The sequence below is a fragment of the Fructilactobacillus sp. YLN 2507 genome, from assembly GCF_059614085.1.
In genome coordinates this window covers 175404-187451 of the sequence record NZ_CM184303.1, presented here as the reverse complement: position 1 = coordinate 187451, position 12048 = coordinate 175404, and the positions used below count along the sequence as shown (strand labels likewise).

Here is a 12048-nt window from a genome sequence, read left to right as displayed (position 1 = left end):
TATGTCCTAACTATACTTCAATAAATATAGTTATTAATTTAAATATTTTTAAATCAATACAATAACAATATAAGATAAAAATATAAAATGCAAACTCTATAAAAAATGTAATAACAAGGCTACTAAATTAAAATAATATATAAAAAGGAATTGATGATGTGAACCCATAAAGTTGGACACATTATTTAGTTTTTCTAGGAGACAAGTTTTCGATATTGAATCGGAGACTTGCCTCCTAGTTTTGTTTTAATACGAAAATTATTGTAATAATAAATCCAATTCCTAACGGAATTTATTAATTCTTCTTTCGTACTAAAATCGTTTCCTATTTCAATTTTTAAAAGGTGAAAAAATGATTCAATAACCGCATTATCTAAACAGGTTGCTTTACGCGACATGCTTTGGGTAATGTGGTTTTTTTTAGAAATTTATTTAATCGTTTATTTTGATAGTGAACTCCTTGATCAGAATGGAAAAATCTTTTGAAGTGTGTTTTTGGTAGCTTTAAGATAGCTTCTTTAATTGGTGAAAAGACGGAATTAGAATCTGGATGGTTGCTAATACTATATGAAATTATCTCTCCAGAAAATAAATCTAGCACTGGATTTAAATATATACGTTCATTTATACTTTGTTTTCCATATCTTAACTCTGTAGTATCTGATACTAACTTTTGAAATGGAATTGGTGTATTGAATCGACGATTAAATCTATTTTTAAATCTTTTACCAACATTACCTTTATAAGAACTATATTTTCTTTTCTTCTTTCCAAAAGCTGACGATAAAAGATTATATTTTTTCATAATACAAAGAACACGTTTGTGATTAACGTTATATCCATCATTATTGAGGGCCATCGTAACTCTTCTATAACCATATTTAGAGTTGATTTCTTTAATAACATTTATTAATTTAATTATATCTTTATCCTTATCTATTGATTGCGACGAAGCCGCATAGTAATAGTTACTTCTAGGTAATTTCGATTATACCTAATTCATCAAACTGACGCTGCCAAAAATAGATGGTACTTTCTGAATGTATTTTAAATTTGTTACATAACTCTGATAAAGTACAATTATTCGAATTTTTATAGCTTAATACTTTTATTTTAAATTCGACAGAATACTCTATTCGATGACGGTTTTCACTAGTAACCATTACAAAATTTTCATTTTTAATTCTATTAATCCAACTTAAAATAACTGAATTTGAAACTTTATATTTTTGGGACAACGTAGTTGACCCAGTCCCATTAAAATATTCTTTTATAATTTGCTGTTTTAACTCGTAATTTATTTTTGGCATAACAAAAACCCCATAAGTTAGATTTTTGTCCAACTTATGGGGTTCATATCATGAATTTTCAAAAATTCAATTCCTTTTTTATGTTAAATACCCTAATTTGAGGAAGTGGAACTAGTTGTTGAAGTTCCTTGATTAGTTATTGTTGAGGTTGAAGAATCATTAATTTGTGAACTATTGTCAACTGTTTTAGATTCAGTTGATGCTGGAATGGAAGTTGAATTAGTACTAGTTGGGTTAGAATCATATCGCTTATTACCAGATGAAGAAAATGGCTGATAATTATTTGCAGAAGATGAATTTTTATTTGAACTGCTTACAGTTGAGCTAGGTGTTGGCGTAACCGTTTGACTATTTGAAACTGCCTGGTCGCTAGCGTCTGAATCACTTTCGGTAGCAACCGTTGGTGCTACAGTACTAGTAACAGCATTAATTGCTGTACTAGTTTCCTTAGTTGCTTTAGTAGCCTTAGGTGTCTTATTTTTTTCTTTCTTCGCTTTAAACTTTTTATTGCTAGTTTTAGTATTCCTTTTTTTAGCCTTATACTTAATCAAAACAACATGATCATCATTTGCTGCTTTAAGTTTCTTAGCTTCTTTCACAATTCCCGCATAGAAAGTGTTAGTAGCTAAATCATCATCAAAAATACCCTCTAAAGTTATATTTGAAGCATCAAATTGCTTAGCTTTATTTTGTTTCAAGGCTTGATTATAAATTTTCTCTAACCGAGTTACATTTCCAGAAACTTGCTTAAGTATCTTTAATTCGACTTTTGCACGATTTTTAAGAACTGATGAGCCTTGATTATAATTCACTACGTCATTAAAAGATTCAATTGCTTCACTAAAATCATAATCTTTAAACTTGTTTTCAGCAGCAACAAACTTACTAGTTTGACTCAATAAATTATTTGCTTCCATTGAATTAGGCTTAATTTTAGCCGCCTTTTGAAAATCAGCTTGTGCTTCATTGTATTGTTTATTTTTAATTTCAGTTCGCCCATTTTGCAAACTGGTTTTATAAGTTGATGCATTAATTTTGTAATTAATTAAAAAACCACCCGCTAATCCAACTATCAGGATAATCCCAATTGCATACCACATCCATTTTTTCATTTATTAATTCCTTCTCCCTAAGTTTTTGCAATACCCCGTTTACAGCATAACGCAAAATTGATATTCTAACCTTAGAAAATATATCAATTTTTTCAGTATGCTGAATTTGGCTTAATCATGACTTTCACCGTCTCAAATATGATTTTAAAATCAAATGTAAAACTACTCTTTTGAATGTATTCCAAATCTAGTTTTACCATGCCATCAAAATCAGTATTATTACGAACCGTTGCTTGCCATAAACCAGTACATCCTGGCTTTACAAGTAATCTTTGCTTATCATAGTCATTATATTCAGCCACTTCACTAGGAATTGGTGGCCGAGGTCCAACTAATGACATTTTGCCTTGGAGAACATTAAATAGTTGTGGTAATTCATCTAAACTATACTTCCGAATAAATTTTCCGACTTTAGTAATTCGGGGATCGTCTTTCATTTTAAACATCGCCCCCTCCACTTCATTTTGATCCATTAATTCATTTAAATGCTGATCAGCATTCGGAATCATCGACCGAAATTTATACATATTAAAATGAGTTCCGTTTTTACCGACCCGCTCCTGTATATAAAGGGCCTTTCCATGTGAACCATCATTTCTAATTAAAATACTTAAGATGATAAACAAAGGACTCAAAAATACGATTCCTAATGCACTCAAAAATACATCGGTAGTTCTTTTAAGGGTAAAGTAAACTGGGCGATTTTGTACTTGAGCTTTATTTAGCCAAATTTTTTGTTTTTCTTTTTCCAATTTAGTCACCATTATTTTTAATTTATTTCAATCCAGTACCTTCATAGTAACAAAAAAATAAATAATAAAAAAGACTTTCTGTCAATCTAAGCAAAAAAGATTAATGAAAACTTAATTTCATTAATCTTTTAATTTTCGATTTTTTATTTTAATTAATGTTGCTTTAACTAAGTGTGGTCTTAAAATTAAGATAAACAGCAAGTATGAAACCATTCCGATTATAATCTCAAATAAGATCATTAACCAGCTGTCCTTTAACATCTGTCCTAATTTAAATACAATTAGAAACATCAAAAATCCTGATAGTAAGTATTTCCAATAACTAACGAATAATTTTCGCATATTAATTTGATTTCGAATTGCATACATTTGATATCCGGTAACCGTAACTTCTGAAATAACCGTTGCCAAAACTGTTCCGACTGCCCCCCACATCAAAATTAATGGAACATTTGCAATAATGTTAACGATTGCACCTAAAATTACTGAGTAATTAAAGGCTTTATTTTGACTAGTTGGCACCAAATATTGCATCCCAATGGCATTGCTCCACCCAATCAACAACACTACAACTGCTTCAATCATCATTAAAGGAATTACTGGCATAAATTTTGAACCTAAGAATAATGGAACTAATGCTGGAGCAATCGCCGCAATTCCAAACATCAATGGAACTGCAACCGCTGTAACAAACTCAAAGGAAGTATATAAGTATCCCTTTACTTTATCCATTCGTCCATTCTTATAAGCATTAGAAACATGCGGTAACATGACTAATCCCGTTGCCGTGACCACTGCTAACGACATTTTAATAATCTTATCTGATTGTTCAAAATATCCAACTGCACTAACCGTTGTCATATCACCTAACATAGTTTTGTTAACTTGAAGGTAAATTTGCGTTGCAATTTGAGGAACAAATAAAACTAGTGAAGGCCAAAAATGCCTAAACAATTTTAAATGGTGCCATTGTGGTCTCCCAATAAAGCGTTTCAAACTCGGAAATAATGCTAAATTACCAATTAATAGTGACAAAGATAAAATTAAAATATAAAGCGCCAAATCATCATATGATTTAACTAGAGTAAAAATACTAACTAAGGTAATAATTTTAACTACTAGGTTTCTAACCACTGTCACAGCAAAATCTTCAACCCCTTCAAAAAACCAGGCAATATCAAAAGCCGCTGCTAATAGTGAAAGTGACTGCGCTAAATAATAACCAATCCAATCTTTACGGACAAATAATAAAAAAATAAAAAAAGCTACAAAGGCTAATCCAATTGTTATAATCCGCATCAAAAAGATTTCGTAAAAAGTATCCGTTAATTTTTGTTTATTATCTCTAACATAAGCAACCTGACGATTTCCATACATAGATACTCCAATACTTCCAAAAATAATAAAGTATTGAATAATCGTATTAGTATAAGAATTAATTCCAACCCCATGTGGTCCTAAAACTCGCGCTAAATATGGAGTAGTTATTAAGGGAACTAATAAAACAAAAATTTGATATGAAGCATTATAAAGGTAATTTTTAATAACTTTCATATTAACTATTCGCCAAATTCTGTTTTAACTAACCGAAGCGCTGACATGATAGTTTGATCCATATTATAATAACGATATTGTCCTAAGCGACCACCAAAAACCACATTATCATCATTTTTAGCAGCTAATTCAGTATACTCTTTGTATAACGAACGATTACGTTTATTATCAATTGGATAATAAGGTTCGTCACCACGACTCCAACTTTTAGGATACTCGTGGGTAATAACCGTCTTGTTTTTGTTACCTTTGCCAAATTCAAAATGTTTGTGTTCAATTACCCGAGTATAAGGAGTCTCAGCATCCGTATAGTTAACTACTGCATTTCCTTGATAATTATCAACGTCTTTAATTTCAGTTTCAAAACGTAAGCTTCGATATTCAAGTTCTCCTAAGGCATATTCAAAGAATTGATCAATCATCCCTGTAAAGATAATTCGTTTCCCAGATTTAAGATATTCATCCTTTTTATCAAAGAAATCCGTATTTAATTTAACGTCAATCAAATCACTATCTAACATTTTTTCAATGATTTGGGTGTATCCACCAATTGGAATTCCCTGATATGGATCGCTGAAGTAGTTGTTGTCATAAATAAAACGTACTGGAATTCTTCTAATAATAAAAGCAGGAAGATCAGTTGCTTTACGTCCCCATTGTTTTTCGGTATATCCTTTAATCAATTTTTCATAGATATCTGGTCCAACTAAAGAAATGGCCTGTTCTTCCAAATTAGTCGGCTCTGCAGGAATATCAGCCTTTTGCTTTTGTTCTTCAATCTTAGCATGTGCCTCATCTGGTGTTACCACACCCCAAAGCTTGTTAAAAGTATTCATGTTAAATGGTAAATTATAAATCTCACCATTGTAGTTAGCAATGGGACTGTTAATGTAGTTATTAAATTCTGCAAATTGTTGGACATAATCCCAAATATTTTTCATCTTAGTATGAAAAATATGAGCACCAAATTCATGAACTTGAATTCCTTCAATTTCTTTAGTATAAATATTTCCAGCCACATGGTCACGTTTTTCAATTACTTCAACATGATGGCCTCGTTTAGCTGCTTCGTGAGCAAATGTTGATCCAAATAAACCTGAACCAACGACCAGATAATCAGTCATTTAAAATCTCCTTAACTTTATAGTAATTTTTAATTTAATTAATAAACATCAATAATCATTATAGCAATTTTTATTGTTTTTTTAAAATTATTTCAAAAAGTATTCAATTGCTTGAACAAACCTTTCATCATATTGCTGTTCATAAAGGAACTTAATGGATTCTTTAACCGTTTGCGCATCAAAATTAACTTGATGAGTAACAAACTTCTGTAAATATTTTTGTAAAGCACCCTCATCGTTAACGGGATAAAGAAATCCATTAACATCTGGCTGGATAATGTCACTGGGCCCAGCTACACAATCAGAAGAAATGCATGGAATTCCATAACTCATTGCTTCTGCTAAGACCATCCCAAAACCTTCATAATTAGAATTTAACAATAAAGCATTCGCTTTTTTGATCTGACTAAAGGGATTAATGACCCAGCCTTTAAAAATTACTTTATCCTTTAAATTAAGATTTTGTTTCACTAATTGTTGGGCTTCAGCAAAATCAGGACCTTTCCCATAAATTTCAAATGTCCAATTTCCCTTTAATTTATTTAAACACTTTAATAAACCGCGGAGATTTTTTTGTCCATCTAATAATAACCGACCAACATAAATGAAACGACATCCGTCTTCTAAGGGTAAAATGGTCTTTTCTTCTGGTTTAACCGGATTAAAAATCGCCTGAATATGACTAGGTTCAACGCCTTGATTGATAATTTCTTGTTTAATTTCATTAGAAATCGCTAAGTTACCATCAGCTTGTTTTAATTTTTTGTAATCTAATGCCTGGTCTTGATTAGAGTTATGCATCCACGAGATAATTTGATACCGCTTAAAAAAGACTTTTTTAATTAAACTAGCAATTGGAATAGCATTGGGAGTCATAATCACTAAGGCATCCCCTTGAAATAAAATCAAAAAAACAATTAGTCTGATTAGGCATAAAAAGTTATTAGTTAAATTAGTCTTATTAATTTTAACGTTTTTTAATTTTGCAAAAAAATCATTAAATTTAACTTTGCGAAAAATAAAAAATGATAAGTTTAAATTTTCATTGATAAATGAGCTAGTTAGCACATGGGTAATAACTGTCTCTAATCCCCCACGACCTGCAACTGAGCCAATCAATGCTACCGTTGGTTTATTTTTCATCATTAACATACTCAATTTGAGGATTGAAAAACAATCCAGACCAAATTCCTTTAAAAATTACGCCAACTTTTTTCAGTTTCATTTCACTATTTGAAAATAAAATTTTAATGCTTAAGGAAATCCGATTAAGTACAAATTTTAGTCCTTGCTTAAAGCCTTGTTTTTTAGCCATGTAAAATTGATTGCGATTATCATAATAATACCGTTGAACACGGTCTCCCTTTTCAGAAATAATGTCAACTCCATTATTGGAGCCTGTTTTATGAGTTACCAAACTATCAGAAACAAAATAAGCTGGAAAAGCTTGAGAAATTCTGCGGGAATATTCCATATCATCTCCCCAAATAAAAAATTCTTTAATTGGTAATCCCACTTTATGTAGGGCCGCTTTACTAACAAGCATTGAAACAAATGACCCTGATTCAAGTCCTACTAACCCCGCTTGCACCTTATCATTCCAAACTGACGAGACTACTGGAACGTTCATTTTAACCGGACTACCATCGTTCCACACTACATCACTAGACAAAAAGCCTACATTTTCAATCTTATTATCAGCTTTCAATAGATTAGCTAAAGCATTTTCACTTGGGTAAGTGTCATCATCCATTAACCAATAAAAATCATAATCATGCTTTTGATAGGCAAACTTCATTCCTGCATTAAATCCACCAGCCCCACCGACATTTTTAGTAAGATTCTTAACAAATAAATTAGGCTGTTTTTCCATCAATGTCGTTAAATATGCTTCAGTTCCATCCGTACTATTATTATTAATTACAAAAATTCCATCAACGGGAACTGTTTGCTGAAAAATGGTTTCTAAAGCACCTTTTAAAAGGTCTAATCGGTTATATGTCACCATAATTAATGCAACTGATTTTTCATTCATTGCTTACCTCCTACTTTTCTATAATTGCCCTTAAATCATCAATAAACCGTTTATCATATTTTTCATTATACGTAAAATCAACTGACTGAATAATTTTACTTTGATCGAAATTAACCTGTTTATTAATGATTAGCGTTAGTTCTTCATTCATTTTTTGGTAATCATGAACCGGGTATAAAAAACCATTTTTTCCAGGAACAATTAAATCATTTGGTCCAGTAGGACAATCTGATGAGACACAAGGAATTCCATAACTAAGTGCTTCCGCTAAAACCATTGGCAATCCTTCATAATCAGAGTTTAACAGTAAGGCATTAGCTGTTTTAATTTGCTTCCATGGATCTGAAATCCATCCTTTAAATGTTACACGCTTTTTCAAATTAGGTTGTTGGTTCACAAATGTTTTGGCTAGCTGTAAGTCATCGCCAGAACCATATACATCAAGTACCCAGTTTCCGTCCAATTTTGCTAAACTGCTCAATAACCCCCCTAGATTTTTTTGGCCGCCCATTTGAATTCGCGCAATGTAAATAAAACGACAAACTTGTTGGTCAGCTGGTATAAGACGTTTCTTAGGTTGAATTGGATTATAAATAACATCAACTTTTTCTGCTGGAATTCCATTTTCGACTAGTTCCTGCTTAATCCCAGAGGAAATTGCAAAATAATAATCAGCTAGTTTAATTTTATTGAAATCAATTTCAACACTATTTTTGTTATTTGCTAAAACATCTTTGTCTAAAGCATAGTGGTTCCAAAAAATAATTTTGTATTTTTTATGGAAAAATTTCTTTATATAATACGCAGCTTGTAACACTTTTTGATCAGTTACTAGCAAAGCACTACCATCAAAAAACATTAGATATAAAAATATTTTTACCAAACGAATATATTTATTTTTAATCTGCGTACTATAAACATGATTATACCCACAGATTTTTAAAAATGATTGATATTTAACTGGGCTAAAAATAAACAATTCTAAATTAAACTGATTAAGAATTGCTTTACAATTTCCAAGATAAGCTAGCACACTTTCGGTTCCACCCTTGCCACTTAATCCATTTCCAATGATTGCGACTTTTTTCTTCACTAATTAATCACCAACTTCATTAACATCTTTTCCTTCTACAAAAGTTCTTTTAGTAGCCCCATCTAAGTACCAACTGTATTCTATATCAAAATGACCAATATCAATTGATTGAACGTTATTTTCAATTGTTAAATCATAGGCTAAAATGGTAGCCGTAGGTCCTAAAGCAATCAAAACCAAGTCAGGTTGATAAGTTTCAATTAATTTTTTAGCATCATTTTTAATTTGTTCATATGATTCAAAAGCGTTTTTAGCTGGGCCTTCTAATCGAATAACATCATTACAATTATGTAATAAGTCATTGTCCTCGCCAAAATGAGTATTATTTCCTTCAATCACTAAAACAGTCTTATTTTTCATATATGTTTTAAATTTATCAAAAGTATATTTTGCAACTGCTTTATTTTTTAAATCCATATATGGTCGAGTGACACTAGTATTGTAGTAATATTTTTCGGAGTTAAGATTAGTTAACCAAGTTCTTCCATAAAAGCCCATTTCTCTTTCCCAATACATTTTAGCCGTTAAAATCTGAGGGTCCCGAAAAGCTTGCGGTAACGCAATTCCTACTTTTTCGTTATCAGATTTTAATACTTCCAGTAACCGCTTCCTTAATTCAGGTGAATCAATCTCATAAGATCCTTGATCAGTCATATCAATCCACTTAAACTCACCGTCACCAAATCTACTTAATGATATTTTTTGATTAACAATTGCATCAATTGTTTGTTCAATCGATGCGATTGTTAATGAACAATAACTGCTTGCATAAAACAATTTATAAACTGGTACATAAATTGAATCAACAATAACTTTATGTGCTAAACTTTTAAAATTCATATTTAACTCCGTTTCCGATACAACTCAATATATTTCTGGGGCATTAAATAGGCAAACAGAATTGCAATTGAATATTTAAGTGAAAGGTATCTAAAAGTGCTAATTTTAATGATATTTTTTAAAATTTGTTTCTGTTTTTTATTTGACCATTGAGTGTCGTTTAAAATATTTCTGTGAACATAAAATAAATAAATTCTAGCTTTAAAGGCATTAAAATACTTCTTAATTTCAGGCTTTTTAGCGACAATTTTAGCAACTTCATTAATATAAAAATCACATTTTTCCAAAAGTCTTGAGTCAAAGCTATTGGTAGTCGATCCAGAACGTTTAAACAACGTATAACCAATAAAATCAGTGTACCCAATTTCGCAATAATTAATTACAAATAAATATTGTAAAACAAATAAACTATCCTCAAAAAAATTTTTATTATTCATTTTAAGCTGATTTTTCGTAATGATTTCTTTAACAAAAATTTTATTCCACAACCCAACATCCATCTCCTGATTCTTAGTCAAATAATTACCAATTAATTCGGCTTGGTTGTGCGAGTTTTGTAAAATAGAATGACTTTCAACTTCAGTTATTCCTGAACTAAACTTTTTTTCAATTCCAGCAATTACTAACTGACGATTTTTAATCAAGTTACCCATTTCATTGATAAATCCAGGTTGATACAAATCATCAGCATCTGCAAACATTAAGTACTTTCCCGATGCCTTTTCAATACCAAGGTTACGTGCTTCGGCTTGAAATTTATGCCTTTGAAAAAAGAGACGAATATTTGGATGACTATCCATTCGTCTCTTTATAATATCTACAGTATTATCTGAAGAACCATCATCAATTACTACAATTTCAAAATTATATTTAGTTTGTTGATTTAAAATTGAATCTAAAGTTTGCTTAATCGTTTTTGCAGAATTATAGCAAGGTATAATCACGCTAATATCAATCATAATAGAGATACTCCTTAAAGATGTTTTTATAATATTCAAAAATCAGTGAATTTTTATTTGCTTATCGATTAAAAAGTCTAAAATCATCAATAACATTTCCAATAATTAGCACAAAAGGTGAATACGATATATACATTAATTGCGGATCTCCTAAACTATGAATAGCTATGAAAATAAAAACAATTAATACATACCAGTTTTTATTTTTATATTCTCTAATCATTTGTATTGTTAATAAAATAATTATTAACAATACAAAAATAATTCCAAAATTAATTAAGTACTGCATATAAGAGTTATCTAAATAAAAATAAGTTCCTTTAAGCATATGAGCTGGATTAAGAACATTATATACTACTTTAGATCCAAAAAGATGAATTCCATATTTTTCTAATCCAATATGGGAATAAAAAATCCTGTTAGACATTAAATGGTCAAGTTTCCCCATAATATAACCATTTGTTCCTATCCAAGCAAATAATAACGAAAAAATAAAACATAATGGAAAAATAACAATAGAAACGTATCCTAATATATTAATATTTAATAATGGTAATATTTTAACCTTATTTTTAGAATTGAGTATGATAGATACAAAAACGATTAACAAAACTAATAGAAATGGATTTTTAGTATCTGTTTGTACATACAAAAAAATATCTATTAACACAATTACAATAATTGATTTCCATGAAATTAGACCTTTTTTTAAGAAAAAATATGACAAAGTTAAATAAAATAATAATTGAGATGGTAAAGTTACCCAATTAAAACCTAGTCCTTGTCGCCAAATTACTTCACCGTTGGTTCCAAAATTTCGTGGTGATTGCATAGTTGGAATAAGCCTGAAGTACCCCATCGTTAACGTAAAAATTGTTAATGGAGCAGTTACATAGAAGAAAACCTTAACGATTTTAGTAAAACTTATTTCACTGAGCATCAGTAAAATCAGGAAAAACCATAGGGGGAAAGCAATTGTTGATTCATGACGAATAATAATTCCTAAAACAATTAATCCCCCATAAATCAAGTATGATTGACTTGGTTTTCTTAATGAAACGCTAACTAAACAACCGATTATTAAAAACAAAGTTGAAAGATTGGATAACATTCCAAAAAATACGCCATTGGAAGGAATCCAATATGCATAAACTAAAGTAGCAAACATCATAATTAAATAAATTCCAAAAAAGGTTAAAGCAATATTTACCCGTATTTTTTTAACTTCATTTTGGTCTGGAATGATAGATTTTAATTTGCTTAGCATTA

At 30.2% G+C, this 12048-nt stretch carries 13 protein-coding genes; all 13 read right to left on the bottom strand.

The genetic code is table 11. From position 1 onward, the window contains the following. Positions 1-194: 194 nt before the first annotated feature. The 13 genes from AC0GLY_RS00830 to AC0GLY_RS00770 all read right to left on the bottom strand — a co-directional run bounded on the left by AC0GLY_RS00830 (position 195) and on the right by AC0GLY_RS00770 (position 12046). Positions 195-398 (bottom strand): IS3 family transposase, encoded by a 204-nt coding sequence (locus tag AC0GLY_RS00830; protein WP_496611692.1) that lies wholly within the window; start codon positions 396-398, stop codon positions 195-197. Beyond that, positions 374-919 (bottom strand): transposase, encoded by a 546-nt coding sequence (locus tag AC0GLY_RS00825; RefSeq protein WP_496612215.1) that lies wholly within the window; start codon positions 917-919, stop codon positions 374-376. The genes AC0GLY_RS00830 and AC0GLY_RS00825 overlap by 25 nt, the downstream gene beginning before the upstream one ends. A gap of 55 nt (positions 920-974) precedes the next feature. Beyond that, positions 975-1310 carry a helix-turn-helix domain-containing protein gene (locus AC0GLY_RS00820; protein ID WP_496611691.1) on the bottom strand — a complete coding sequence of 112 codons (336 nt, stop codon included), beginning with the start codon at positions 1308-1310 and terminating at the stop codon, positions 975-977. A gap of 92 nt (positions 1311-1402) precedes the next feature. Further along, a complete protein-coding gene (locus AC0GLY_RS00815) occupies positions 1403-2422 on the bottom strand; it encodes a tetratricopeptide repeat protein (RefSeq protein ID WP_496611690.1) in 1020 nt (339 codons plus the stop codon). Between the two features lie 92 nt (positions 2423-2514). Next, a complete protein-coding gene (locus AC0GLY_RS00810) occupies positions 2515-3186 on the bottom strand; it encodes a sugar transferase (RefSeq protein ID WP_496611689.1) in 672 nt (223 codons plus the stop codon). Positions 3187-3294: 108 nt separating this feature from the next. Next, a complete protein-coding gene (locus tag AC0GLY_RS00805) occupies positions 3295-4728 on the bottom strand; it encodes an oligosaccharide flippase family protein (protein WP_496611688.1) in 1434 nt (477 codons plus the stop codon). Between the two features lie 5 nt (positions 4729-4733). Next, a complete protein-coding gene (gene glf, locus AC0GLY_RS00800) occupies positions 4734-5852 on the bottom strand; it encodes a UDP-galactopyranose mutase (protein ID WP_496611686.1) in 1119 nt (372 codons plus the stop codon). 87 nt (positions 5853-5939) lie between these two features. Continuing rightward, entirely contained in the window at positions 5940-6998 is a 1059-nt protein-coding gene (locus AC0GLY_RS00795; RefSeq protein ID WP_496611685.1) for a glycosyltransferase, read from the bottom strand. After that, on the bottom strand, positions 6985-7887 hold the full coding sequence (locus AC0GLY_RS00790) for a glycosyltransferase family 2 protein (protein WP_496611684.1): 903 nt from the start codon (positions 7885-7887) through the stop codon (positions 6985-6987). The genes AC0GLY_RS00795 and AC0GLY_RS00790 overlap by 14 nt, the downstream gene beginning before the upstream one ends. A gap of 10 nt (positions 7888-7897) precedes the next feature. Next, positions 7898-8980: a glycosyltransferase gene (locus tag AC0GLY_RS00785; RefSeq protein WP_496611683.1), complete on the bottom strand. Its 1083-nt coding sequence runs from the start codon at positions 8978-8980 to the stop codon at positions 7898-7900. A gap of 3 nt (positions 8981-8983) precedes the next feature. Next, positions 8984-9820: a GT-D fold domain-containing glycosyltransferase gene (locus tag AC0GLY_RS00780; RefSeq protein ID WP_496611682.1), complete on the bottom strand. Its 837-nt coding sequence runs from the start codon at positions 9818-9820 to the stop codon at positions 8984-8986. Between the two features lie 2 nt (positions 9821-9822). Then, positions 9823-10779: a glycosyltransferase family 2 protein gene (locus tag AC0GLY_RS00775; RefSeq protein WP_496611681.1), complete on the bottom strand. Its 957-nt coding sequence runs from the start codon at positions 10777-10779 to the stop codon at positions 9823-9825. Positions 10780-10840: 61 nt separating this feature from the next. Further along, positions 10841-12046 carry a hypothetical protein gene (locus tag AC0GLY_RS00770; RefSeq protein WP_496611680.1) on the bottom strand — a complete coding sequence of 402 codons (1206 nt, stop codon included), beginning with the start codon at positions 12044-12046 and terminating at the stop codon, positions 10841-10843. Positions 12047-12048: the final 2 nt, after the last annotated feature.

Bases quoted from the DNA above. Each gene is read 5' to 3' on its own strand.
- AC0GLY_RS00830 (WP_496611692.1), bottom strand. From the start codon at position 398: ATGTCGCGTAAAGCAACCTGTTTAGATAATGCGGTTATTGAATCATTT.
- AC0GLY_RS00820 (WP_496611691.1), bottom strand. From the start codon at position 1,310: ATGCCAAAAATAAATTACGAGTTAAAACAGCAAATTATAAAAGAATAT.
- AC0GLY_RS00815 (WP_496611690.1), bottom strand. From the start codon at position 2,422: ATGAAAAAATGGATGTGGTATGCAATTGGGATTATCCTGATAGTTGGA.
- AC0GLY_RS00810 (WP_496611689.1), bottom strand. From the start codon at position 3,186: ATGGTGACTAAATTGGAAAAAGAAAAACAAAAAATTTGGCTAAATAAA.
- AC0GLY_RS00805 (WP_496611688.1), bottom strand. From the start codon at position 4,728: ATGAAAGTTATTAAAAATTACCTTTATAATGCTTCATATCAAATTTTT.
- glf (WP_496611686.1), bottom strand. From the start codon at position 5,852: ATGACTGATTATCTGGTCGTTGGTTCAGGTTTATTTGGATCAACATTT.
- AC0GLY_RS00795 (WP_496611685.1), bottom strand. From the start codon at position 6,998: ATGATGAAAAATAAACCAACGGTAGCATTGATTGGCTCAGTTGCAGGT.
- AC0GLY_RS00790 (WP_496611684.1), bottom strand. From the start codon at position 7,887: ATGAATGAAAAATCAGTTGCATTAATTATGGTGACATATAACCGATTA.
- AC0GLY_RS00780 (WP_496611682.1), bottom strand. From the start codon at position 9,820: ATGAATTTTAAAAGTTTAGCACATAAAGTTATTGTTGATTCAATTTAT.
- AC0GLY_RS00775 (WP_496611681.1), bottom strand. From the start codon at position 10,779: ATGATTGATATTAGCGTGATTATACCTTGCTATAATTCTGCAAAAACG.
- AC0GLY_RS00770 (WP_496611680.1), bottom strand. From the start codon at position 12,046: ATGCTAAGCAAATTAAAATCTATCATTCCAGACCAAAATGAAGTTAAA.